Origin of the sequence: Streptomyces sp. JB150 (genome assembly GCF_011193355.1) — a bacterium.
Taxonomy (GTDB): domain Bacteria; phylum Actinomycetota; class Actinomycetes; order Streptomycetales; family Streptomycetaceae; genus Streptomyces.
Genome location: NZ_CP049780.1, coordinates 2,051,787 through 2,075,636, shown reverse-complemented (window position 1 = coordinate 2,075,636; position 23,850 = coordinate 2,051,787). Strand labels below are relative to the sequence as shown.

Genomic DNA, 23,850 nt, shown 5'->3' with positions numbered 1-23,850 from the left:
TCCATCTGTCAGGGGAGGACCGGATGACTCACGCAGCCCGTCAGCCACAGCACGCCCGCGAACTGCGCGCCGCCGCCCGCCACATCGGCCGCCGCCGCTTCCTCACCGCCACCGGCGCGGCCGCCGCCCTCGCCTTCGCCGTCGGCCTCCCGGCCGCCGGCACGGCGAGCGCCGCCGAACTCGACGCCGCCCGCCTCACCGAGAACCCCTTCACCCTCGGCGTCGCCTCCGGCGACCCCCGGCCCGGCTCGGTCCTGCTGTGGACCCGCCTCGCCCCCGCCCCCTACCAGCCCGACGGCGGCCTGCCCGCCGAGCGCGTCACCGTGCACTGGGAACTCGCCCACGACGAGCGCTTCCGCCGCCCCGTCAGACGCGGCACCGCCCACGCCCACCCCGAGTTCCACCACACCGTCCACGTCGAGGTCCCCCACCTCGCCCCCGGCCGCGTCTACTACTACCGTTTCCGCGCCGGCGACTGGACCAGCGAGACCGGCCGCACCCGCACCGCCCCCGCCCCCGGCGATCCCACCACCGCGCTCCGCCTCGCCGCCGTCTCCTGCCAGGCCTACCACGACGGCTACTTCACCGCCTACGGCCACCTCGCCCAGGACGACGTCGACCTCGTCCTCCACCTCGGCGACTACCTCTACGAGTACGCCGTCGACGCCGCCGGCGGACAGCGCCGGTACACCGACCGCGTCCTGCCCGCCCACTTCAACCGCGAGACCGTCACCCTCGAGGACTACCGCCTGCGCTACGCCCTCTACAAGACCGACCCCGACCTGCGCGCCGCCCACGCCGCGCACCCCTTCGTCGTCACCTGGGACGACCACGAGACCGAGAACAACTACGCCGGCGACACCCCCGAGAACGACGTCCCGCCCGAGGAGTTCCTGCTGCGCCGCGCCGCCGCCTACCGCGCCTACTGGGAGAACCAGCCCCTGCGCAGCCCCCAGCTCCCCGAAGGCCCCGACATGCGGCTCTACCGCCGCCTGCACTGGGGCCGGCTCGCCCAGTTCGACATCCTCGACACCCGCCAGTACCGCACCAACCAGGCCTACGGCGACGGCGCCCGCGTCCCCGGCCCCGAGGTCGACGACCCGGCGCGCACCATGACCGGCGAGACCCAGGAGCGCTGGCTGCTCGACGGCTGGCAGCGCTCCAAGGCGCTGTGGAACCTCATGCCGCAGCAGGTCGTCTTCTCGCAGCGCAAGTTCGACCTGACCGAGCCGTCGCGGGTGTCGATGGACGCCTGGGACGGCTACCGCTCCTCACGCCGCCGGGTGCTGGACGGCGCGCGGGCGGCCGGCGTCGAGAACCTGATGGTCCTCACCGGCGACGTCCACGTCGGCTACGGCTTCGACATCAAGGAGGACTTCGACGACCCGGACTCCCGCACCGTCGGCGCCGAGATCGTCGCCACCTCGATCGCCAGCGGCCGCGACGGCGCCGACAAGCCCGCCAACTGGGACACCTACATGCGCGCCAACCCGCACCTGAGGTTCTACAACGGCCGGCGCGGCTACGTCGCGGTCACCCTGGGCCGCGAGCAGGCACGCGCCGACTACCGGACCGTGCCGTACGTGACCACGCCCGGGGCGCCGGTCACGACGGCCGCGTCCTTCGTCACCCGCGCGGGGGAGCCGGGGCTCACACCGGCATGAGGTCGCCGGCGGAGTCCCCGGTGGGGTCCGCGTCGGGGGTCTCACCCGGGTAGCGGACGCCGACGCGGTCCCGGATCGCGTCGAGCGTCCGCATCACCGCGAGGGTGCCGTCGAGCGGGACCAGCGGGGACTCGGTCTCGCCGGCCCGCAGCGCCCGCATCACCTCGCGGGCCTCGTGCTTGAAGCTGTTGTGCGCGCCGGCCGCCTTGTCGTGCACGAACTCCTCCGGCTCGCGTCCCGCGCGGTGCAGCACGAACCGCTCCGGGTGGAAGAAGCCCTGCGGGATGTCGATCCGGCCCAGCGAACCGGTCACGGACGCCGCCGTCGGCGTACCGCCCACGATGGAGCAGTGCACCGAAGCGAGAGCACCGCTCTCGTAGGAGAGCACCGCACCCGTCTGGAGATCGACGCCCTCCTCCGAGAGCACCGCACTCGCCGCGACCCCGGCCGGCTCACCCAGCAGCAGCTGCGCGAACGACACCGGATACACCCCCAGATCCAGCAGCGCGCCCCCGCCCTGCGACGGATCCCGCAGCCGGTGCGACGGCGGGAACGGACCCGCCAGCCCGAAGTCCGCCTGCACACTGCGCACCTCGCCGACCGCCCCGTCCGCCACCAGCGCCTTCAGCCGCCGCATCAGCGGGGAGCAGTACATCCACATGGCCTCCATCAGGAAGCGCCCGTGCTCCCGCGCCAGCGCCACCAGCTCCCCGGCCTCCCGCGCGTTCAGCGTGAACGGCTTCTCCAGCAGCACGTTCCGCCCCGCCGCCAGGCACAGCCCGGCCGCCGCCCGGTGCGCCGCGTGCGGGGTCGCCACGTACACCACGTCCACGCCCTCGTCCCGCGCCAGCCCCTCCCAGCCGCCGTACGCCCGCTCGATCCCGAACCGCTCCGCGAACGCCGCCGCCGACGCCTCGCTGCGCGACGCCACCGCCACCACCTCCGCGTCCGGCAGATCCACCAGATCCGCCGTGAACGCGGCGGCGATCCCGCCGGTCGCCAGAATTCCCCACCGCACGCTGTCCGCCGTCATTCCCCGCCCACGCTCCGCTCAGTGACACCAGGCACTCCGTTCGAGCTGAGAGCATAGGGACCGTACTGCGGAAAAAGGGAGGGCCACATGCCCGAAGGCGGGGCATCCATACCGGAACTGTCACAGGCGGCCGCCCCCGAGGCACGGCCGCCCCTGCGTGCCCGGCGCGCCGCCGGACTGCTGCTGACCCTGGTCCTCGGTGGCCTCACCGCCACGCCCCCGCTGGCGATGGACATGTACCTCCCCGCCCTGCCCGAGGTCACCCGCGCCCTCCACGCCCCCGCCGCCACCGTCCAGCTCACCCTCACCGCCTGCCTGGCCGGCATGGCGCTCGGCCAGCTCGTGGCCGGTCCGATGAGCGACCGCTGGGGCCGCCGCCGCCCGCTGCTCACCGGGCTCGCCGTGTACGTCGTCGCCACCGCCCTGTGCGCGTTCGCGCCCACCGTCGAGACCCTGGTCGCCTTCCGCCTGGCCCAGGGCCTCGCGGGCGCCGCCGGCATCGTCATCGCCCGCGCGATCGTGCGCGACCTCTACGACGGCGTGGAGATGGCCCGCTTCTTCTCCACCCTGATGCTGATCTCCGGGGTCGCCCCCATCGTCGCCCCGCTGATCGGCGGACAGGTCCTGCGGGTCACCGACTGGCGGGGCGTGTTCGTCGTCCTCACCGTCGTCGGCGCGCTGCTCGCCGTGGTGGTGTGGGCGAAGCTCCCCGAGACGCTGCCGCCCGCCGGCCGCCACTCCGGCGGCGTCGGCGAGACCCTGCGCTCGATGCGCGGCCTGCTCTCCGACGCCCCGTTCACCGGCTACCTCCTCGCCGGCGGCTTCGCCTTCGCCGCGCTGTTCGCCTACATCGCCGCCTCCCCGTTCGTCATCCAGGAGATCCACGGCGCCTCCCCGCAGACCTTCAGCCTGCTGTTCGGCCTGAACTCGGTCGGCCTCGTCCTCGCCGGGCAGATCAACGGCAGGCTGCTGATCGGGCGGGTCCGGCTGGACCGGGTCCTCGCCGTCGGCCTGACCACCGTCGTCCTGGCCGCCACCGCGCTGCTGCTGATGTCGCTCGGCGTCTTCGGCGAAACCGGGCTCACCCCCGTGGCCGCCGCGCTGTTCGTCCTGATGTCCGCGATGGGCATCACGCTGCCCAACACCCAGTCGCTCGCCCTCATGCGCACCCGGCACGCGGCCGGCTCCGCCTCCGCGCTGATCGGCACCTCCTCCTTCCTCATCGGGGCCGTCGCCTCCCCGCTCGTCGGGATCGCCGGGGAGGACACCGCCGTACCGATGGCGGTCGTCCAGCTGGTGGCCGCACTGGTCGCCACGGCGTGTTTCGTGGCACTGTGCCGCCCCTGGGAGGCGGGCACGAGCACCGAAGGGGCGGTTGTTTCGCGCGCGGACGCGCCGAAGCGGAACGAGGAGGGGGAGGAGCGCTGAGCGCACCGAAACTGCGCAGCGGCACACCGGAACGGGCCGGGCTCGACCCGGCCGAACTGGAGCACCTGGTCCGCGAGGTCCGCGACCTCACCACCGGCGACCGCCCCTGGGCGGCCGGCGCGGTCGTGGTCGCCGGACGCGGACCGGTGATCGCGGTCGAGGAGGCGGCGGGCTGGGCCGTGCGCTACGCCGCCTACGACCCGCAGCGCGACACCGGAGTGGAACTGCCCGAGACGGCCCGCGTCCCGATGGCCGTCGACACCCCGTTCGACCTGGCCTCCCTGACCAAGCTGTTCACCTCGGTCGCGGCGGTCCAGCAGATCGAGCGCGGCACCCTCGGCATCGACGCGGCGGTCGGCGCGTACCTCCCCGAGTTCCGCGCCGCCGCCCGGCACGGCATCACCGTACGGCAGCTGCTCACCCACACCTCCGGGCTGCGGCCCGACCTGCCGCTGTACGACTGCGCCGACGACGCCGAACGGCTCGCCCTGCTGCGCGCCGAGCCGCCCACCGGCGAACCCGGCGTCCACCGCTACTCGGACCTCAACATGCTGCTGCTCCAGCACGTCCTGGAACGCGTCACCGGCCGCCCCCTGGACGCCCTGGTCCGGGACGGCATCACCCGCCCCCTCGCCATGACGGCCACCCACTTCGGCCCCTGCCCCGGCGCGGCGGCCACCGAGGACCAGCGGCGGCCGTGGGCCAAGGCGGACCGGGGCATGCTGCGGGGCGTCGTGCACGACGAGAACGCCTGGGCGCTCGGCGGCGTGGCCGGGCACGCGGGCCTCTTCTCCACGGGGCGGGACCTCGCCGTCTTCTGCCGGGCGCTGCTGGCGGGCGGCGCGTACGGTCCCGCGCGCATCCTCGGCCCCGACTTCGTGGAACTCCTGCTCACCCCGCCCGGCCTCGGCTTCGCCCTCGACCAGCCCTGGTTCATGGGCGCCCTGGCGGGCCGGGGCGCGGCCGGGCACACCGGCTTCACGGGCACGTCCCTCGTCCTGGACCCGGCCACGGACACCTTCCTCATCCTGCTGGCGAACACGGTCCACCCCCGCCGCCGCGCCCCGGACAGCAGACCCAGGGCAGCGGCGGCGACACGGGTGGCCCGAGCGGTGCGGGGGGTGTCGGCGGTACGGGGCGTGTGAGCGGTGTGTGTCCGAATCGGACCCCCACTCGCCCCCGCCCCCGCCCGCCCTAGAATCGCAAGGTGAACGCCCCCGCCCCCACCCCCCTCTCCGCCCCCGCCGACACCCTGCGTGCCGCGCTCGCCGGGCTGCTCGACGGGCTGCCGCCGAAGCAGGCCGCGCAGGCCGTGGAGCGGCTGATCGCGAACTACCGGGGGGCGACCCCGACGCACGCGCCGATCCTGCGGGACCGGGCGGACGTGGCGGCGTACGCGGCGTACCGGATGCCGGCCACCTTCGAGGCGGTGCGCTCGGCGCTCGGGGCGTTCGCCGACGCGGTGCCCGGGTGGGTGCCCGGCAGCCACACCGACGTCGGCGGCGGGACCGGCGCCGCCGCCTGGGCGGTCAGCGCCACCTGGCCGGGCGTGCGCCCGGTGACCGTGCTGGACTGGGCCGAGCCCGCGCTCGCCCTCGGCCGGGAGATCGCCGCCGCGAACCCCGGGCTGCGCGACGCCCGCTGGCAGCGCTCTCGCATCGGAGCGGCGCTCTCCCTGGAGAGCACTGATCTCGTCACCGTCTCCTACGTCCTCAACGAGCTGTCCGAGCCCGACCGCGCCGCCCTCGTCGACGCCGCCGCCGCGGCCGCGCAGGCCGTCGTGATCGTCGAGGCCGGCACCCCCGACGGCTACGCCCGGATGCTCGCCGCCCGCGACCGCCTCGTCGCCGCCGGCTTCCGCGTCGCCGCCCCCTGCCCGCACGGCGCCGCCTGCCCCATCGCCCCCGGCACGGACTGGTGCCACTTCTCCGCGCGGGTCAGCCGGTCCTCCCTGCACCGCCAGGTCAAGGGCGGCTCCCTCGCCTACGAGGACGAGAAGTTCAGCTACGTCGCCGCCACCCGCCTCCCCGTCACCCCGGCCCCCTCCCGGGTCGTCCGCAAGCCGCAGATCCGCAAGGGCCAGGTCCTCCTCGACCTGTGCGAGCCCGACGAACGGCTGCGCCGCGTCACCGTCACCAAGCGCCACGGCGACGACTACCGCGCCGCCCGCGACACCGACTGGGGCGACGCGTGGCCGCCGGCGCGGGACGCCGACGGCCACGACTAGGGGTCATTTCCTGTCCTCCTGAAGCCTGCGCAGCAGCTCCCGCTTCTGCGCCTGCGGGTCCTGGCCGCCGCCGACCCGGCCGCCCTTGCCGCCGCCCCGCAGGGCCGTGCGGCCGAGCTTCCGGCGCGTACCGCCGACGCCCAGCAGGTTTCCGGCTCCGCCTCGGGTCATGGTGTGCCTCCTCGCTCCTCGTGAGGTGATGGACTCCCTCGATCGCGAGAGTTGACGAGACGTCTCGTCTCGTAAATCCATCCCGCTCAGCGTGCGGCGAGACGTACCGTCTTGTCAACCTGATAGATTCGAGCCATGTCCTCAGCCACCAGGAAGCCCGCCCCCGACGCCACCCGCCGCAGCGAGAAGTCGCGCCGCGCCATCTACGACGCCGCCCTCGCGCTCGTCGGCGAGGTCGGCTACCCCAAGACCACCATCGAGGGCATCGCCGCCCGCGCCGGCGTCGGCAAGCAGACGATCTACCGCTGGTGGTCCTCGAAGGCCGACGTCCTGATGGAGGCCTTCCTCGACCTGGCCGAGCAGGCCAACGAGCAGGCCGGCGGCGAGCCCGGCGACCACGCCCTCCCCGACACCGGCGACCTCGCCGCCGACCTCAAGCTGGTCCTGCGCGCCACCGTCGACGAACTGCTCGACCCGCGCTTCGAGGTCCCCAGCCGCGCCCTCGCCGCCGAAGGGGTCGTCAACGAGGAGATGGGTCGTACCGTCGTCGCCCGCCTGCTCGAACCCTCGCTCCAGCTCTACGCCGACCGGCTGCGCGCCGCCCAGGACGCCGGGCACGTCCGCCCGGACGTCGACCCGCGCATCGCCCTGGAACTCGTCGTCTCCCCGCTCGCCCAGCGCTGGCTCCAGCGCACGGGCCCGATCTCCCACGAGTACACCGACACCCTCGTCGACTACGCCCTCTACGGCCTCGTCCCGCGCTGAGCCACCGGAGCCCTCGAGCCCCCGAGCCCCCGAGCCCCCGAGCCCCCGAGCCCCCGAAGCCCTCGGTTCCGTACCCATAAATCGCGGCAAAGCCCTGTATGGCCCCTGATCCCGGTGTGGGGTATGTCTCGCCCCGCCTACCCCGGTTGGGGACTTCGGCCCCCCGGAGCGCACGATGGTGGGACCATAGGGCATGCTGTTCGGCACGACAGGCGAGGCGAGGGGATAGATGAGCGCGGAGTTCGGCGGCCGGACCGGCCTGCGGGGCAAACTCACCCAGTGGCTGCGCGGAGGCGGCCGCGAGGACGCCGCCGGCGACGGCGGCCGTGAGGCCCTGCTGCTCGCCGCCGCCGCCGCGGGGCTGCCCCTGGCCCCCGCCGCGCACCCGGCGCCCGGCTACCGGTGCTCCTGCGACCGGGTCGGCTGTCCCACCCCCGCCCGCCACCCGGTCTCCTTCGCCTGGCAGACGCAGTCCACCACCGACCGCGCCCAGATCGAACGCTGGGCCCGCCACCAGCCCCAGGCCAACTTCATCACCGCGACCGGCATGGTCCACGACGTCCTCGACGTACCGCTGCAGGCCGGCCGCGAAGCCCTCGCCGGGCTGCTCGCCGCGGGGATCGACGTCGGCCCGGTCGCCGAGAGCGACGACGGCCGGATGCTGTTCTTCACCCTCACCCGGGGCACCCCCGAGGACGAGGACGAGTGGTGGCCGTGCGAGCTGGACTGTCACCCCGAGACCATGGACGAGCACCCGGGCCTGCGCTGGCACTGCCGCGGCTCCTACGTCCTCGTCCCGCCCGCGCGGCTGCCCGGCGACGACCAGACCGTGCACTGGGTACGCGGCCCCGAGCACGCGCTGCCCGACCCGCTGACCCTCCTGGAGCACCTCACCGACGCCTGCGCCCGGTACGCCGGCGCGGAGTCCGACCACGCGAGCGCGGCCTGGCCCCTGCGCCACTGACCGAACCGGACGCGGCGCACGGCACGGACACCACCGGACGGCACGCACACCACGCCCGCCACGCCCACCACCGGCGCCCGGCCGCCGTGTTTACTCGCCCTTCGCCGACGTCAGCCCCTGAATCCGCCCCAGCACGGACACCTGCGCCCCGGCACCCTTCCGCGGGTCGAGGGCCACCTCGTTGGAGACGTACTCCATCGTCAGCGACTGCTTGATCTCGCCGGTCGTCAGCGCCAGCACGTCCTCGTCCGGCGTGGGCACGGTGGCGCCCGAGTGGGCGGTCTGCTTCACGTAGTGGCGGGTGCTGAAGAACACCAGCGCCCCGCCGTCCTTCGTGCGCAGCGCCACCGGGGCGTACGCGCCCTCGGTCAGCGGCGTGTCGATGTACTGGGTGGCCAGACCCGGCTTGCGCGCGTTCTTCTGCCGCTGGGTGCGCCTCTGGCTGGTGTGCAGGCCGGGCGCGAAGTCGGGGCCGTTCTCCTTGAGGTACGTCGTGTACGCCTTGCTCAACCCGCCCGGGGAGAAGGTCAGTCCGGGCGCGTTCGCGGGCACGGCCTCGGCCCAGCCGTCCTTGTCGGTCTTGAACTCCGGTACGGCGTCCGGCGCGACGAGCGTCAGGTACGACACCTCCCACGGCGCGTCGAGCGCGTCGCGCGTGAAGACCATCAGCCAGCGGGCCTGCCCGCCCTTGTTCGCCTTCGCGTCGGCGAGGAACCAGCGCGGCCAGCCGGCCTTCTTCGGGATGGTGTACTCGGCGTCGGAGAACTCCAGCGGGCTGTGATCCGGGTTGCCCGCCGGGTTGTTGGCCCGGCCCGCCTTCAGCCGGGCGCCGTCGATGTCGGCGAGCGGGCCGGTGACGTAGTCGGCGTCGAGGGTGCTGTCGTAGTCCTTGTCGGCCCTGTTGTACGCGGTCGTGAACTTCTCCAGCGCCTTCGCGGCCTCGGCGCGGGTGGTCGCGGGCAGCACCTCCCGCTCACCGTGCACCACCACACACCCGCTCGCCGTCAGCGACAAAGCGGTCAACGAGGCTGCTATGAGAGCGATTCGAACACGCCTGCGATCCCTGGTCATCGGGCTCCTTCACCTTCCCCTTCCCGGGGGCGAACCCTACCGGGGCCGGACGCCCCGCCCCGCACGGGCTTCGGTTCCGCGGCGGCGACTCCCGCGCACCCCGCCGGCCGGGGGAAGCCGCCCCGCGGTCGGGTGTCCCGGTGCGGAGTCACCCCACCGGTCGGGTGTCCCGGCGCGGAGTCACCAGCACCGCTCCCGTGCGCGGATGCGGCACACCTCGACGGGCTGGTCGTAGACCTCGGACAGCAGCCGGTCGGAGGAGACCCGCGCGGGCGGGCCGTCCGCGGCCACCCGGCCCGCGCGCAGGACAGCGGCCCGGTGCGCGTAGGCGGCGGCCAGGCCCAGGTCGTGCAGCACGACGACCACCGCGTCCCCGGCCGCGGCCCGCTCCCGGCACAGCCGCAGCACCAGTTCCTGGTGTCTGAGGTCGACAGAACCGTCACCCCAAGGTTGCTAACCCAACTGTGCTGACGAGATCGGGGCGTGCGCTCTGGCCGGATCTCGCTCTCGGCCCGGTGGCGAGGCCGCCGTTGCCGGTCACCGCGGTCATATTGTCGGCCCGCCGGTCATCCCGCCCGGATACGATCACGGCCTCCGCCCACGAGAACTGACGCCGCATCACCCCGAGGAGCCGTCCACCATGCCCACCAGACCTCGCCGCCGTGCCACCGCTCTCGCCGCCGCCGTCGCCACGGCCGCCGCGCTGGGCGCCACGGCGCTCGCCACCGTCGGCGCCCCCGCCGCCGCGGCCGCCGAAGAGCCGCTGACCGGTTACGAGGTGACCTGGGGCATCAAGCAGTCGTACCGCACGTACGTCACCACCTTCGCGGCCGGGACCTTCACGCCCGCCGACGGCGCCTCGCAGGCCGAGAACAACGGCGCCTTCACCTTCGTCGACGGCACCGGCACCCACGACTCCACCGCGCACACCCTCCGGCTCGGCTTCCAGGGCAGCCTCGCGATCGAGTCCAAGGCGCACGGCTTCGCCCTCACCCTCTCCGACGTGCGCTTCGACAGCGGCGACGGCGAACTCACCGCCGACGTCACCCGGGGCGGCACCACCACGCAGGACGTGCCGCTCGCCGAGGTCACCGTCACCCGCGAGATGACGGACATGGCGACCACCCTGACCAAGGAGGCCGCGGACCTCCTCGGCAGCAAGAGCTACGAGGGCGCGCAGGGTGACCCGCTGACCGTCCGCAAGGCGGCCTCCTCCCCCTCGCCGACCGGCTCGGCGACGGCCACCGCCACGCCCACCTCCTCCGCCACCCCGACCGCGACGCCCACCGGTTCGGCCTCCGCGACCCCGTCCCCGACCGCCACCGGCGGCCCGTCCCCGACGCCCGGCGAGCCGACCCGCCCCGCCCCCACGGCCGACGACCCCGACGCGCCGATCGGCGCCGAGATAGCCGACGGCAGGCTGACCTGGGGCGTGAAGAAGGCCTTCCGCGCCTATGTCGTGGGCGGCGTCGCCCAGGGCCGGATCACCGTCGCGGACGGCGCCTCCCAGGCCCCCGGCAACGGCGTGTTCACCTTCACCGACGCCAAGGGCACCTACGACACCGGCGCCGACACCCTCACCGCCGCCTTCGAGGGCGCCGTCACCTTCCAGGGCCACCGGCACGACGGCGCCCACGGCCTCGACCTCACCCTCACCGACCTCACCGCCACCCTCGACGCCGGCACCGGCGAACTGACCGCCGACGTCACCAGCCTCGGCGAGACGACCCAGGACGTCGTCCTCGCCGAACTCACCGCCCCGTCCGCCGAGCTGACCGCGAAGAAGGACGTCATCACCCTCGACGACGTCACCGCGGAGCTGACCGAGGACGGCGCCAACGCCTTCGGCCGCCTCTACCCGGCCGGCACCGAACTCGACCCGCTGGACCTGTCCGTCGCCCTCACGCCGGGCGCCGGTCTCCCCGGCGGCGGCCAGACCGGCACCCCGACCGCCACCGCCACCCCGACCGCCACCACCGGCACCACCGGCGGGGCCGGCGGCTCGACCGGCGGCGGCCTGACCGGCAACCTCGCCTCCACCGGCTCCGACGTGCCCGTCGGCGCCCTGGGGGCCGCCGCGGCGGTCACCGTGGCCGCGGGCGCCGGCGTCGTCCTGGCCGTGCGCCGGCGCCGTACGGAGGCGTGATCCGCGCTCGGGAAAGGGAGCGGCTCCCCGAGACCGGCCCCCCGCACAGGGCACCCAGAGAGCCGCTCGGGCCGGGCCGGCTGGTCCTCACCGTCCGGGACAGGCCCGGTCCACCGCCGCTGCGCTTCGAGACCGACGGCGGCGGCCGCATCCTGCTGCGGCAGGGCGGCCGGCCCGTCCTGACCGGCCGCCACGAGGGGGAGGGCTGCTGCCGCGACCTCCTCCTGCACCGCCTCGACGGCTACCGCTCCCCGCTGCCGCCCCTGACCGCGGCCCTGCAACGCTCGCCGGTCAACTGGCGTCACGAGTACGCGCGCCGGCTGGAGGACGCCCCCGAAACGCCGCTGCACGACGGCCGCTGGCAGCTCGCCCGGCGCGAGGTCTTCGCACCCGGCATCTGGGGCGAGGACTTCGTCCGCGAGTGGCCCGGCGCCCGCCTGGAACTGCTGTGCGGCGGCGGCTGGCACGGCGTCCTGCCCCTGCGTCCGCTGCCACCGCCGGACGCGGCCCGCGTCAAGGCGTACCGCAAGCTCGCCCGCGAGGGCACCCTCGCGCCCGTCCTGCTGTGGTGGGTGTCGTTCCTCGACGGCTGGGTGATCCTCGACGGCCACGACCGGGCGGTCGCCGCGCTCGCGGAAGGGCGGCAGCCGCCGGGCGTGGAGCTGACCCTGCTGCGCGACGAGGCCGCCTGGCGCCGCACCGCCGACGAGCTGGCCGAGGCCCGCGAGCGCGACCGGGAACGCCTGGCGGCCCTGCCCGAGCGGCAGCGGGCGGCCAGGGAACGCGGCCACGGCGACATCGTCGCCGACCTGCCCTACGAGGCCGACCGCACCCCGCTGTGGCCCGCTGATGTTTCAATGCCCCGGTGACTGACTACGACGTGCTGCGCGTGTTCTGCGCGGCCAATGGCGGATACGGCAACGAACTCGGAGTCGTCCGCGACGGATCGGTGCTGCCCGAGGAGAGCGAGCGGCAGGCGCTCGCGGCCAAACTCGGCTTCAGCGAGACGGTCTTCGTCGACGACCCGGAGCGCGGCGTCATCGACATCTGGACCCCCACCGTGCGGCTGCCCTTCGCCGGCCACCCCTGCGTCGGCGCCGCCTGGCTGCTGGACCTGCCCGAACTGGTCACACCGGCCGGGGTGGTGGGGGCCCGGCAGGACGGGGAGTTCAGCTGGATCGAGGCCCGCGCGGAGTGGGCGCCGCCGCGCACCCTGCGCCGGTACGCGAGCGCCGCCGAGGTCGACGACCTCGCCGTCCCGCCCAAGGGTGAGTGGATCTATGCCTGGGCGTGGGAGGACGAAGCCGCCGGCCGGATCCGCGCCCGCGCCTTCCCCGGCCGCGACGACGGCATCGACGAGGACGAGGCGACGGGCGCGGCGGCCCTGCTGCTGACCGAGCGGCTGGGCCGGGCCCTGAACATCACCCAGGGCGCGGGCTCCCAGATCCTGACGGCGCCCCAGCCGGGCGGCTGGGTGGAGATCGGCGGACGCGTCGTCCTGGAGCGCTAGGCAGTGTCTTCAAATGATCTTGAATGGTGGATCATGGTGGCGTGATACGTCGCCATGAACTGTCCGATGCCGAACCGCCGAGTCCTATGAAGCAGCCGTCACCCTCGCCTCACTCCTGATGTGGGCGTGACATTTGACGACAGAACCTAGCCGGGGAGTGTCCTCGGGTGTGCCGCCGGTTTCAGGCGCTCAGCGGGAACTCCTCGCCGAGCGCCCGGAAGACCGCCGTGTTCAGGGCGAACGCCCGCTTGCACTCGGCGATGATCCGCTGCCGCTCCAGCTCGTCCGCGTTCACCGTGTCCAGCAGCTCCCGGTAGGCCCGCTTGAACGCGGCCGGGTTGGGGATCTCCTCGAAGACGTAGAACCGGACGCCGTCGCCCTTCTTCGCGAACCCCCAGGTCCTCTCCGCCTTGTCGCGGATGATCTGCCCGCCGGAGAGGTCGCCCAGGTAGCGCGTGTAGTGGTGGGCGATGTACCCGCCGGGCCACCGCTCGGCGCACTCCCGCACCCGGTCCGCGTACGCCCGGGTCGCGGGCAGCGCGCTCAGCGAGTCCCGCCAGCCGGGGCCGCGCAGATGCTCCAGGTCCCGTTCCAGCGCGGGCAGCCGGAACAGCTCGCCGCGGATGAAGGGCCCCGCCACCGGATCCGACGCCAGCCGCCGCGCCCCGCCCTCCAGCGCCTCGTAGACGAACCACAGCTGCTCGGTGTAGCGCGCGTACGCGGCGACGCCGAGCCGGCCGCCCAGCAGGTCGCTCATGAAGGTCGAGGTCTCCGCCTCCACGTGCTGCTCGTGGGACGCGGTGCGGAGGAGGGTGGAGAACGAGTCCATGGCCCCGGATCCTCTAAGTCAGGCTTACCTAAGTCAATGCCTTGCCGACGTACTGTCGGTAAATCCCTGCCCCTCATCCTCACCCGCCGCACCCGGCACCGCACGCGAAAGGGCCCGCCCTCCGGGGGAGAGCGGGCCCGATGACCAGGGGGGAGCGAGCGCTAGGGGAGAGTGAGGATCTCCGCCCCGGTCTCCGTCACCACCAGCGTGTGCTCGAACTGCGCCGTGCGCTTGCGGTCCTTCGTGACCACCGTCCAGCCGTCGTCCCACATGTCGTACTCGTGCGTGCCGAGCGTCAGCATCGGCTCGATCGTGAACGTCATCCCCGGCTGCATGACCGTGGTCGCGTGCGGGCTGTCGTAGTGCGGGATGATCAGGCCCGAGTGGAACGACGAGTTGATGCCGTGCCCGGTGAAGTCCCGCACCACGCCGTAGCCGAACCGCTTGGCGTACGACTCGATGACCCGGCCGATGACGTTGATCTGCCGGCCCGGCTTGACCGCCTTGATCGCCCGGTTCAGCGCCTCCCGCGTCCGCTCGACCAGCAGCCGGCTCTCCTCGTCCACGTCACCCACCAGGTACGTGGCGTTGTTGTCGCCGTGCACCCCGCCGATGTACGCGGTCACGTCGAGGTTGACGATGTCGCCGTCGCGCAGCACCGTCGAGTCCGGGATGCCGTGGCAGATGACCTCGTTGACCGAGGTGCACAGCGACTTCGGGAAGCCCCGGTAGCCGAGGGTGGACGGGTAGGCGCCGTGGTCGCACATGTACTCGTGCGCCACCTTGTCCAGCTCGTCCGTGGTGACGCCCGGGGCGATGATCTTCGCGGCCTCCTCCATCGCCCGCGCGGCGATCCGCCCGGCGACCCGCATCGCCTCGATGGTCTCCGGGGTCTGCACCTCCGGCCCGGTGTACGGGGCCGGCGCGGGCTTGCCGACGTACTCGGGGCGGCGGATGTTTCCGGGTACGGAACGGGTGGGAGACAGCTCCCCTGGTACGAGCAGCGACTGGCCAGACATGCCAGCGAGTCTAACCAGCGGGCATGGGGGCACCATGTCCCTGGCGAAAGGAGCCGGTCATGGCCCTGTTCAAGAAGCGCACCGCGGGCAAACCGGGCGAGTGGTACTACTGCCTGGAACACAAGAAGGTCGAGGAGGGCCCGGACTGCCCGGGCAAGGACCGCTTCGGTCCCTACACCAGCCGCACCGAGGCCCAGCACGCGATGGAAACGGCCCGCGAACGCAACCTCCAGTGGGAGAACGACCCCCGCTGGCACGACGCTCCGAGCCCGGGCCGCCCGGACGAGAACTGACCGGCCCGCGCGCGGACCGAGCGGGCCGAGCGGACGTCGAGCAGGCCGAGCGGAGACCGGTCGCCCCGAGCAGGGATCCGATCGCCCCGGCCGGGGGCCGACCGGGGCCGACGAGGACCGATCGGGTCCGCCCGGCGCCCCGGCACTCCGGTGCCTCGGGATCCCGCCGCCCCCCAGGCCACCCGGGTGCCACCGGGTGCCTCGGCACCCCGCCGCCCCAGGCCGCCCCGGTGCTACCACCGCGGTGGCGGTGGTTCCGTCAGCTGGTCGGCGAGGCGGGCCAGGCGGTCGCGGAAGCGGCGGCGGCCCCGGGGCTGGGGCAGCGAGTTCTCGCCGGCCGCCGCGCTGACCAGGTGCTGGACGGTGTCGAGGTCCAGCTCACCGCCGTCGGGCACGGCCAGCGCCTCATGGGCCATCGTGGCCAGATCGTCGCCCTCCCCGGGCGTCAGGGCCAGCACCGTCACCCCGGCCCGCCGCGCGTCGTGCACCCGCTGCAGCAGCCGCGCCTCCGCCGGAGCCGGGGCCACCACGAGCAGCGTCTCGCCCCGCCGGGCCGCCTCGATCCGGCCGGGCCCGACGGCCAGATGCGCCGGATCCGCCGGACGCGCGCCGTACCGCACGAGCGTCGGCGCCAGCTCCGGCGTACCCGACCAGGCGGCCTCGTCCACCAGGTGCGCGGCCAGATGCCACGGCTCGTACGCGGGCGTCCCCACCAGCAGCAGCCCGCCGCCGTGCGACACCACCGAGCCGCGCAGCGCCCCCGCGAAGCGCCGCGTGGCCGTCAGCCACTCGGTCCCGGCGAGCACCTCGCGCAACAGCGCCACCCGTACCGCGTCCATGCGTCGCATCCTGCCGCAACCGGCCCCCCGGCACCGGCCGTTCACCGCGCATTCGCCCGACCCGGGCATCGCGCCCCGGCGGCCGTGACCCGGCTCACCATGATCCCGTCCGGCGGCGGGGCGGACGGACGGCGGACGTAGAGTCGGCGCATGACCTCTAGCGACAGTGCACAGACCCCCGCGAAGGCACCCGCCAAGGACCCCTGGGACCTGCCCGACGTCTCCGGGCTCGTCGTCGGCGTGCTCGGCGGGACCGGCCCGCAGGGCAAGGGCCTCGCCTACCGGCTCGCCCAGGCCGGCCAGAAGGTGATCCTCGGTTCGCGGGCCGCCGACCGTGCGGTGGCCGCCGCCGAGGAGCTGGGCCACGGCATCGAGGGCGCCGACAACGCCGAGTGCGCCCGGCGCAGCGACATCGTGATCGTCGCCGTGCCGTGGGAGGGACACGCGAAGACCCTGGAATCGCTGCGCGGGGAACTGGCCGGGAAGCTGGTCGTGGACTGCGTCAACCCGCTCGGCTTCGACAAGCAGGGCGCCTACGCGCTGAAGCCCGAGGAGGGCAGCGCCGCCCAGCAGGCCGCCGCCCTGCTCCCGGACTCGCGGGTCACCGCCGCCTTCCACCACCTGTCCGCCGTCCTCCTGCAGGACCCGGAGACCGAGCGGATCGACACCGACGTGATGGTGCTCGGCGAGGCGCGGGCCGACGTGGAGATCGTGCAGGCCCTGGCCGGGCGCATCCCCGGCATGCGCGGCGTCTACGCCGGCCGGCTGCGCAACGCCCACCAGGTGGAGGCCCTCGTCGCCAACCTGATCTCGGTGAACCGCCGCTACAAGGCGCACGCGGGGCTCCGCGTCACGGACGTATGAGGCCATGGGGGACACTGGTGGGGCACCACCCCGCAGTGTCCCCCGCAAGGAGCCGACCGACATGTCCGTTACGCCCTCGCCCGGCCCGATCCCGCGTCTCGCCCTCTACGCCGCCGTGGTCTGCGTGCTCGCCGTCGTCGCGGCCGTGCTCTCCTTCGCGCGGGGCAGCTGGATCGGCATCGTGTGGGTCCTCATGGCCGGCGTGTCGTCCAACATGTGCTGGTACTACCTGCGGCGCCGCAAGGTCAGCCCGTGACCGAGCAGACCCCGCTGCCCTCCCGCCAGAACCGGTAGAGGTCGTAGCCGCAGTAGGTGTCCAGCTCGCTGATCCCGAGCCCGCGCAGCAGCGCGTCGATCACGTCGAAGAACGCGCCGTTCACCGCCGGGATCCACAGCAGCGCGAACACGATCAGCAGCCCGAACGGGGCCAGCGGCTCCACCTGGCGGCGCACGTTGTACGACAGCCACGGCTCGAGCACGCCGTACCCGTCCAGGCCCGGCACCGGCAGGAAGTTCAGGATCGCGGCCGTGACCTGCAGCAGCGCCAGGAACGCCAGCGCGTACCGGAAGTCGCGCGGCACGCCGTCCAGCGCGTCCAGCCAGAACGGGGCCGTGCACACCACCGCGAACAGCACGTTCGTCAGCGGGCCCGCCGCGGAGATCAGGCTGTGCCGCCAGCGGCCCCGGATCCGGCCGCGCTCGATGAAGACGGCACCGCCCGGCAGGCCGATCCCGCCCATGATCACGAACAGCACGGGCAGCACGACGCTGAGCAGCGCGTGCGTGTACTTCAGCGGGTTCAGCGTGAGATAGCCCTTGGCGCCGACCGTGATGTCCCCGCCGTGCAGCGCCGTGCGCGCGTGCGCGTACTCGTGCAGGCACAGCGAGACGATCCAGGCCGCCGTCACGAACAGGAACACGGCCACCCCGGGCCGGGCCGCGAACCCCGTCCAGGTCGCCCAGCCGGTGACCGCCGTCACGGCGAGGATCCCGACGAAGACGGCACTGGGCCGCCGGTCACTCGGGCGGATGGTGGCGGTGGTCATGGGGCTCCTGTCGCGTTGCGGATCGACCGTATCGGTGACAGGGGGAGAACGTCCTGCGGCGGGTACGGGTTCCTGCTAGTCGTTACGCTGTAACCAGGTCGATCGAGGAGGCGGGTCGTGGCGATTACCGACAGCTGGGTGGAGCTCACGCAAGCAGCGGTGGACGTACCGAGGAACGCGCGTCTCCGACTGACGAGGAATGGGCTCACTTTGGTACCCGTCACGCAGGCACATCTGACCACTCAGCGGCGTATCGCGAACCAGATCGAGACGCGGCTGCCGGGGTGGATGCCGATCGGTGAGTTCAAGCTGGTTCCTTCCCGCGAGGGATACACGCCCGAGCCCGACGTCTCGGCGCTTCCGGAGGAGCAGTGGGATTCCGCCAGCAGTGAATTCGACGAACGGCTGGTTCCCTTCGTCATCGAAGTGGTCTCTCCCGAGAGCAAGAACCGCGACTACAGCACCAAGCCCGACCACTACGCCGCACGCGGCATCCCCGCCTACCTCATCGTCGACGTCCTCTCCGCCACCTGGACCCTGCTGACCCAGCCGGAGGACGGCGAGTACCGGTGCAGCCAGTCCGGCCCCTTCGGCAAGGAGATCGAGATCCCCGTCGCCGACCAGACCCTCACGCTCGACTCCTCCCAGTTCATGCGGGTCTGAAACCCGGAAGCGGCGCCCGGGCGTCCCCGGAGAGAATGGACCCCGTGCGCTACCGGATCCTCGGCACCACCCAGGCACTCCGCCCCGACGGCACGGCCGTCCCCGTGGGCGGGGCGCGGCTGCGCGCGCTGCTCACCGTGCTGGCGCTGCGCGCCGGACGTGCCGTGCCCGCCGGGCTGCTCGTCGACGAGGTGTGGGACGGCGACCCGCCCGCCGACGCGCCCGGCGCCCTCCAGGCGCTGGTCGGCCGGCTGCGGCGGGCGCTCGGCGCGGACGCCGTGGAGTCCGTCGACGGCGGCTACCGGCTCGGCGCGAGCCCCGACGACGTCGACCTGCACCGCTTCACCCGCCTCGTCGGCGAGGGCGCCCGCGCCCTCGCCGACGGCGACCCCGACAAGGCCGCCGTCCTCCTCGACGACGCCCTCGCCCTGTGGCGCGACCCGGTCCTCGCCGACCTGCCCGACCGCACCGCCGAGGCGGCCCGCTGGGAGACCCGCCGCCTCGACGCCCGCCGCGCCCGCCTCACCGCCGCCCTCGCCCTCGGCCACGCCGAGCAGGCACTGCCCGAACTCACCGCGCTGTGCGACGCCCACCCGCTGGACGAACCGCTCCAGGCGCTGCGGCTGCGCGCCCTGCGCGACGCCGGCCGCCCGGCCGAGGCACTGGCCGCCTACGACGGCGTACGCCGGCTGCTCGCGGACCGGCTCGGCTCCGACCCCGGAGCCGAACTGCGGGCGCTGCACGCCGAACTGCTGCGGCGGCAGGACACCCCGCCGGCCGCCCCGGCCAGCCGCCCGCCGGGCAATCTGCGGGCCCGGCTGACCTCCTTCGTCGGCCGCGACACCGACATCGAGACGATCCGCGACGACCTCGCCACCGCCCGCCTCGTCACCCTGCTCGGCCCCGGCGGCGCCGGGAAGACCCGGCTGTCGCAGGAGGCCGCCGAGAGCGCCGGGGATGTCGCCCGGGACGGGGTGTGGCTGGCGGAGCTGGCCCCCGTCGACGACCCGGCCGCCGTCCCCGAGGCCGTGCTCACCGCGATCGGCGCCCGCGAGACCGTGCTGCACGGCGCGGGCGCGGAGGAGCTGCGGGCCGTCACCGACCGCCACGACGACCCCGTCGAACGCCTGGTCGAGCATTGTGCGCGGCGGCGCATGCTGATCGTCCTCGACAACTGCGAGCACGTCGTCACGGCCGCCGCCCGGCTCGTCGCCGAACTGCTGGAGCGCTGCCCGCACCTGACGGTGCTGGCCACCAGCCGCGAACCCCTCGGCGTCCCCGGCGAGGTGCTGCGGCCCGTGGAACCGCTGCCCGAGCGGTACGCGCTGCGGCTGCTCGCCGACCGCGGCGCCGCCGCCCGGCCCGGCTTCCGGGTGGCGGACGACCCCGAGGCCTGCGCGGAGATCTGCCGCCGCCTCGACGGCCTGCCCCTCGCCATCGAACTGGCCGCCGCCCGGCTGCGCATCCTCACCCCCCGGCAGATCGCCGACCGCCTCGACGACCGCTTCCGCCTGCTCACCTCCGGCAGCCGCACCGTCCTGCCCCGCCAGCAGACCCTGCGCGCCGTCGTCGACTGGTCCTGGGACCTGCTCGACGAGGTCGAACGGGACGTCCTGGCCCGGCTGTCCGTCTTCGCCGGCGGCTGCGAACTCGCCGCCGCCGAGGCCGTCTGCGGCCCCGCCGCCCTCGACGCGCTCGGCTCCCTCGTCGACAAGTCCCTGGTCGTCGCCGCCCCCTCCGGCGACGGCGAGATGCGCTACCGGCTGCTGGAGACCGTCGCCGAGTACGCCCGCGAACGCCTCGACGCCTCCGGCCGGCGCGCCGAGACCGAGCGCGCCCACCTCACGTACTACCGCGAACTGGCGCGCACCACCGACCCGTTGCTGCGCGGCCCCGACCAGCTCGCCGCCGTCGAACGGCTGCAGCGCGAGTACGAGAACCTGCGCACCGCGCTGCGCCACGCCGTCACCGCCCGGGACGAGCAGGAGGCGCTCTGTCTGGTGCTGTCGCTGTGCTGGTACTGGCAGATGCGCGACCTGCGCATCGAGGCCCGCAACTGGTGCCGCGCCGTCATGGACCTCGGCCCCGACCCGTTCGCCGAGCCCGTCCGCAAGGCCGCCCCCGTGTGGCAGCGCTGCACCGACGCGCCGCCGCCCATGACCGGGGAACTCCTCCAGGAGGCCCGGCGCGGCGTCCACCTCGCCCATCTGGCCTGCATGGACACCGAACTGGACTCCTGGCAGAGCCCCGAGGCCCGGCGCAAACTGGAGATCATCGCCGAGGTCTACGAGCCCGGCCTCCCGCAGACCTGCCGCAGCCCCGGCATGCTGTCCTTCTACGCGGTGATGCTGACCGGCGGCTTGGACCGGCTCGGCACGATCCTCGACGCCGCCGTCGACACCTGCCGCCGCACCCCCGGCTTCGACTGGGAACTGGCCGCCAGCCTCCAGCTGCGCGCCAACGTCCTCGCCAACCGCGCCGAACACGCCGGCGACGCCGGCCGGGACGCCGACGAGTCACTGGAGATCTACGAGCGCCTCGGCGACGCCTGGGGCAGCGCCGAGGCGCTGGCCGCGCGCGCCGAGAGCCACGAGCGCAAGGGCCGCTACCGGGAGGCCGCCGCCGACTACGAGGCCGCCATGGAGCACGCCCGGCGCCTGGGCGCCCGCGCCCAGCTGGCGATCCTCTCCGCCCGGCTGGGCAGCGCCCTGCTGGAGGCGGGCGAGACCGAGCGCGGCGAGCGGCTGCTGCGCGAGGCGCTCGACAGCCCGGAGGGCAGCCACAACGAGGCGATGCCGTTCGGCCGGGTCATCCTCGCCGGCTGGCTCAGCATCACCGGCCGGACCGGCGAGGCGCGGGAGCATCTGCGGGCGCTGCGCTCGGAGTTCGCCATCGCCCACTTCGCCGTCTTCGACGCGTTCATCCTCGGCCAGGAGGCCTGGGTGGACGCCCTCGACGGCCACTACGAGCAGGCCAGGGAGAAGATCCGGCGCGGTCTGGAAAGGGCCGACGACCCGCTGTCGAAGGCGATGGCCCCGCACCTGGTCTCGGCGTACCTCGTCATCGCCGCACTCGCCCTGGCCGGCTGCGACGGCGGACGCGACGCCCGCGACGCCGCCCGCTGTCTGGGCGCGGCCGACGCGCTGCTGCCGCGCGGCCATCTGCCGCCCACCCTGGAGCGCGAGGCCCACGGCCGGGCGGTGGCCGCCGTGCGGGCCGCGCTGACCGCCGAGGAGTACGCGGCGGCGTACGCCGAGGGCGGCCACCTCACTCTGGAGGAGGCCGCCGCCCTGGTGTGACTCACCTGTCACCCACCGGGTGCCCGGTCAGTTCTTGTTCTTGAACTTGTGGATGGCGATCGGCGCCATCACCGCGGTGATCGCCACCGACCAGCCCACGGTCATCAGCAGGTCGTGTGCGACCGGGCCGCCCACCATCAGTCCGCGTGCCGCGTCGGCGAGCGTGGACAGCGGGTTGTAGTCGGTGAAGGCCTGGAGCCAGCCCGGCATCGACTGCGGCGGCGCGAACACCGACGAGCCGAACTGCAGCGGCATCAGCACCAGGAACCCCATGCCCTGCACGGCCTGCGCGTTCTTCAGCACGACACCGAGGGTCAGGAACACCCACATCAGCGAGGAGCCGAACACCACCGCGAGGCCCACGGCCGCGAGCAGCCCGCCCCAGCTGGTGACGTCGAACCCGACCAGCATGCCCACGACGAGCAGGATCGCGACGGCGACCAGCATCCGCAGCAGCTCCACCGCGATCTTCGCGAAGAGCACCGAGCCGCGGCCGATGGGCAGCGAGCGGAAGCGGTCCATGACACCGGAGTTGAAGTCCTGGTTGAACCCGGTGCCCACCCCCATCGCCATGTTCATCCCCATCATGGCGAGCAGTCCGGGCACCACGTACTGCACGTACTCGTCCTGCCCGCCGCCCAGCGCCTGCCCGATCGACCCGCCGAAGACGAAGACGAACAGCAGGGTGAACACGATCGGCATCAGCACCGCGTCGAACATCGACTCCGGGTCCTGCCGGATCCACAGCAGGTTGCGCCGGACCAGCGCGCCGGTGTGGCGCAGATGCCCGCGCAGCGGGATCGGGGTGTCGGAGGCCGGGGCGGCGGTGGTGGTGACGGTGGTGGCGCTCATACGGCGACCTCCTCGCGGGCGTCGGCGGGCGTGGCGTCCTGCGGGGCACTGGCGCGGTGGCCGGTGAGGGACAGGAACACCTCGTCCAGGCTGGGCAGTTCGGTGGTGACGGAGGACAGCGTGATGCCGAGTCCGACGGCCGCGGAGATCACCGCGGTCAGCTGCTCGTCGCTGAGGATCGGCACCAGGACGACGCCGCGCTCGGTGTCGACGGTGGTGGTGGCGAGACCGGTGATGCCGAGGTCGTCCAGCGCGCGGGCCAGCGGGCGCAGCCGCAGCGGATCGGCCGGCTTCACCCGCAGGGTCCGCCCGCCCACCTTGGCCTTCAGCTCCTCGGTGCCGCCGGTCGCGATGACCTTGCCGCGGTCGACGACGGTCAGCTCGGAGGCCAGCTGCTCGGCCTCCTCCATGTACTGGGTGGTCAGCAGGACGGTCACGCCGTCCCCGACCATCCGCTTGACCTCGTCCCACACCTCGTTGCGGGTGCGCGGGTCGAGGCCGGTGGTCGGCTCGTCCAGGTAGAGCACGGCCGGCCGGCCGATCATCGAGGCGGCCAGGTCCAGCCGGCGCCGCATACCGCCGGAGTACGTCGCGGCGGGCCGCTTGGCCGCCTCCGTCAGCGAGAACCGCTCCAGCAGCTCGTCGGCGCGGGCCCGCGCCTCCTTGCGGGGCAGGTCCAGCAGCCGCCCGATCAGGTACAGGTTCTCCCAGCCGGGGAGCTTCTCGTCCACCGAGGCGTACTGTCCCGTCAGCCCGATCACCCGGCGCAGCTGCCGGGGCTGCCGCACGACGTCGTAGCCGGCGACGGTCGCCTGTCCGGCGTCGGGGGAGAGGAGGGTGGACAGGATCCGCACCAGGGTGGTCTTGCCCGCCCCGTTCGGCCCGAGCACCCCCATCACGGTGCCCTCCCGCACGTCCAGGTCGACGCCGTCCAGCGCCTTCGTCTCCCCGAAGTGCTTCACCAGCCCTCGTACGGTCACGGCCGTGTTGCCGTCGTTCTTCTCGATGCGTGTCATGCCGATGACGGTCCCAGCCCCCACCGACAAACCACCGACAGCGCACCGACAGCGCACCGACACCCCGCCGGCCGGTGCTCTCGTCCGGCCCCGTGAACGGGGACAGCCCCGTCGACGGGGGATGATCGACGGGGCTGTCCGGTTACCGCGG

The 23,850-nt window shown here is 73.9% G+C and carries 23 protein-coding genes and 1 pseudogene; 14 read left to right on the top strand and 10 right to left on the bottom strand.

From position 1 onward, the window contains the following. The first annotated feature begins 23 nt into the window (after positions 1 to 23). Complete coding sequence (locus G7Z13_RS09695) at positions 24 to 1,664, top strand: alkaline phosphatase D family protein (protein ID WP_165997846.1); 1,641 nt, start codon at positions 24 to 26, stop codon at positions 1,662 to 1,664. Here G7Z13_RS09695 and G7Z13_RS09690 read toward each other — a convergent pair. Further along, positions 1,651 to 2,697: a Gfo/Idh/MocA family oxidoreductase gene (locus G7Z13_RS09690; protein WP_165997844.1), complete on the bottom strand. Its 1,047-nt coding sequence runs from the start codon at positions 2,695 to 2,697 to the stop codon at positions 1,651 to 1,653. The two genes, G7Z13_RS09695 and G7Z13_RS09690, sit on opposite strands and share 14 nt — an antisense overlap. A gap of 87 nt (positions 2,698 to 2,784) precedes the next feature. On the opposite strand from G7Z13_RS09690, the gene G7Z13_RS09685 reads away from it, so the two are divergent. The 3 genes from G7Z13_RS09685 (at position 2,785) to G7Z13_RS09675 (ending at position 6,352) form a co-directional block, all read left to right on the top strand. After that, positions 2,785 to 4,125, top strand: a complete 1,341-nt coding sequence (locus tag G7Z13_RS09685) for a multidrug effflux MFS transporter (RefSeq protein WP_165997842.1) — start codon at positions 2,785 to 2,787, stop codon at positions 4,123 to 4,125. 11 nt (positions 4,126 to 4,136) lie between these two features. After that, entirely contained in the window at positions 4,137 to 5,270 is a 1,134-nt protein-coding gene (locus tag G7Z13_RS09680) for a beta-lactamase family protein (RefSeq protein WP_240926477.1), read from the top strand. A gap of 62 nt (positions 5,271 to 5,332) precedes the next feature. Beyond that, a complete protein-coding gene (locus G7Z13_RS09675) occupies positions 5,333 to 6,352 on the top strand; it encodes a small ribosomal subunit Rsm22 family protein (protein ID WP_165997840.1) in 1,020 nt (339 codons plus the stop codon). 3 nt (positions 6,353 to 6,355) lie between these two features. On the opposite strand, the gene G7Z13_RS09670 is transcribed toward G7Z13_RS09675, so the two are convergent. Continuing rightward, positions 6,356 to 6,523 carry a DUF6243 family protein gene (locus tag G7Z13_RS09670; protein ID WP_165997838.1) on the bottom strand — a complete coding sequence of 56 codons (168 nt, stop codon included), beginning with the start codon at positions 6,521 to 6,523 and terminating at the stop codon, positions 6,356 to 6,358. Positions 6,524 to 6,658: 135 nt separating this feature from the next. Between G7Z13_RS09670 and G7Z13_RS09665 the strand changes: the two genes are divergently transcribed. Continuing rightward, a complete protein-coding gene (locus G7Z13_RS09665; RefSeq protein ID WP_165997836.1) occupies positions 6,659 to 7,288 on the top strand; it encodes a TetR/AcrR family transcriptional regulator in 630 nt (209 codons plus the stop codon). 229 nt (positions 7,289 to 7,517) lie between these two features. After that, complete coding sequence (locus G7Z13_RS09660; protein WP_165997834.1) at positions 7,518 to 8,252, top strand: bifunctional DNA primase/polymerase; 735 nt, start codon at positions 7,518 to 7,520, stop codon at positions 8,250 to 8,252. 90 nt (positions 8,253 to 8,342) lie between these two features. Here the strand turns inward: G7Z13_RS09660 and G7Z13_RS09655 are convergent, their stop codons facing one another. Continuing rightward, positions 8,343 to 9,323, bottom strand: a complete 981-nt coding sequence (locus tag G7Z13_RS09655; RefSeq protein ID WP_165997832.1) for a hypothetical protein — start codon at positions 9,321 to 9,323, stop codon at positions 8,343 to 8,345. A gap of 148 nt (positions 9,324 to 9,471) precedes the next feature. Then, positions 9,472 to 9,758 (bottom strand): annotated as a pseudogene (locus G7Z13_RS09650) (hemin ABC transporter ATP-binding protein); the annotation flags it as partial. Positions 9,759 to 9,963: 205 nt separating this feature from the next. On the opposite strand from G7Z13_RS09650, the gene G7Z13_RS09645 reads away from it, so the two are divergent. Genes G7Z13_RS09645 through G7Z13_RS09635 form a run of 3 tightly spaced genes read left to right on the top strand, consistent with a single transcriptional unit; the run spans position 9,964 to position 12,979 of the window. Continuing rightward, positions 9,964 to 11,469: an HtaA domain-containing protein gene (locus tag G7Z13_RS09645; protein ID WP_165997830.1), complete on the top strand. Its 1,506-nt coding sequence runs from the start codon at positions 9,964 to 9,966 to the stop codon at positions 11,467 to 11,469. Further along, a complete protein-coding gene (locus tag G7Z13_RS09640; protein ID WP_240926155.1) occupies positions 11,466 to 12,338 on the top strand; it encodes a hypothetical protein in 873 nt (290 codons plus the stop codon). The genes G7Z13_RS09645 and G7Z13_RS09640 overlap by 4 nt, the downstream gene beginning before the upstream one ends. Beyond that, complete coding sequence (locus G7Z13_RS09635) at positions 12,335 to 12,979, top strand: PhzF family phenazine biosynthesis protein (RefSeq protein WP_165997828.1); 645 nt, start codon at positions 12,335 to 12,337, stop codon at positions 12,977 to 12,979. Before G7Z13_RS09640 ends, G7Z13_RS09635 begins: the two co-directional genes overlap by 4 nt. Positions 12,980 to 13,160: 181 nt before the next feature. Here the strand turns inward: G7Z13_RS09635 and G7Z13_RS09630 are convergent, their stop codons facing one another. Together G7Z13_RS09630 and map are read right to left on the bottom strand one after the other, a co-directional pair. Continuing rightward, positions 13,161 to 13,808, bottom strand: a complete 648-nt coding sequence (locus tag G7Z13_RS09630) for a biliverdin-producing heme oxygenase (RefSeq protein ID WP_165997827.1) — start codon at positions 13,806 to 13,808, stop codon at positions 13,161 to 13,163. A gap of 161 nt (positions 13,809 to 13,969) precedes the next feature. After that, positions 13,970 to 14,827, bottom strand: a complete 858-nt coding sequence (map, locus tag G7Z13_RS09625) for a type I methionyl aminopeptidase (protein ID WP_165997825.1) — start codon at positions 14,825 to 14,827, stop codon at positions 13,970 to 13,972. 59 nt (positions 14,828 to 14,886) lie between these two features. On the opposite strand from map, the gene G7Z13_RS09620 reads away from it, so the two are divergent. Further along, entirely contained in the window at positions 14,887 to 15,120 is a 234-nt protein-coding gene (locus G7Z13_RS09620) for a hypothetical protein (protein WP_165997824.1), read from the top strand. A gap of 233 nt (positions 15,121 to 15,353) precedes the next feature. Here the strand turns inward: G7Z13_RS09620 and G7Z13_RS09615 are convergent, their stop codons facing one another. After that, the gene (locus G7Z13_RS09615) at positions 15,354 to 15,959 is read right to left on the bottom strand and encodes a hypothetical protein (protein WP_165997822.1); all 606 of its coding nucleotides are present in this window, start codon (positions 15,957 to 15,959) and stop codon (positions 15,354 to 15,356) included. 150 nt (positions 15,960 to 16,109) lie between these two features. On the opposite strand from G7Z13_RS09615, the gene npdG reads away from it, so the two are divergent. Together npdG and G7Z13_RS09605 are read left to right on the top strand one after the other, a co-directional pair. Then, positions 16,110 to 16,823 (top strand): NADPH-dependent F420 reductase, encoded by a 714-nt coding sequence (gene npdG / locus G7Z13_RS09610; protein WP_165997821.1) that lies wholly within the window; start codon positions 16,110 to 16,112, stop codon positions 16,821 to 16,823. Positions 16,824 to 16,884: 61 nt separating this feature from the next. After that, entirely contained in the window at positions 16,885 to 17,079 is a 195-nt protein-coding gene (locus tag G7Z13_RS09605) for a hypothetical protein (RefSeq protein WP_165994882.1), read from the top strand. On the opposite strand, the gene G7Z13_RS09600 is transcribed toward G7Z13_RS09605, so the two are convergent. Continuing rightward, the gene (locus G7Z13_RS09600) at positions 17,069 to 17,869 is read right to left on the bottom strand and encodes a site-2 protease family protein (protein WP_165997819.1); all 801 of its coding nucleotides are present in this window, start codon (positions 17,867 to 17,869) and stop codon (positions 17,069 to 17,071) included. The two genes, G7Z13_RS09605 and G7Z13_RS09600, sit on opposite strands and share 11 nt — an antisense overlap. Before the next feature lie 117 nt (positions 17,870 to 17,986). On the opposite strand from G7Z13_RS09600, the gene G7Z13_RS09595 reads away from it, so the two are divergent. After that, positions 17,987 to 18,532 carry a Uma2 family endonuclease gene (locus G7Z13_RS09595; protein ID WP_165997817.1) on the top strand — a complete coding sequence of 182 codons (546 nt, stop codon included), beginning with the start codon at positions 17,987 to 17,989 and terminating at the stop codon, positions 18,530 to 18,532. Between the two features lie 35 nt (positions 18,533 to 18,567). Next, the gene (locus G7Z13_RS09590; protein ID WP_165997816.1) at positions 18,568 to 21,831 is read left to right on the top strand and encodes a BTAD domain-containing putative transcriptional regulator; all 3,264 of its coding nucleotides are present in this window, start codon (positions 18,568 to 18,570) and stop codon (positions 21,829 to 21,831) included. Positions 21,832 to 21,858: 27 nt separating this feature from the next. Here G7Z13_RS09590 and G7Z13_RS09585 read toward each other — a convergent pair whose 3' ends face one another. Together G7Z13_RS09585 and G7Z13_RS09580 are read right to left on the bottom strand one after the other, a co-directional pair. Continuing rightward, a complete protein-coding gene (locus tag G7Z13_RS09585; RefSeq protein WP_165997814.1) occupies positions 21,859 to 22,683 on the bottom strand; it encodes an ABC transporter permease in 825 nt (274 codons plus the stop codon). Next, entirely contained in the window at positions 22,680 to 23,699 is a 1,020-nt protein-coding gene (locus G7Z13_RS09580) for an ATP-binding cassette domain-containing protein (RefSeq protein ID WP_165997812.1), read from the bottom strand. The genes G7Z13_RS09585 and G7Z13_RS09580 overlap by 4 nt, the downstream gene beginning before the upstream one ends. Positions 23,700 to 23,850: the final 151 nt, after the last annotated feature.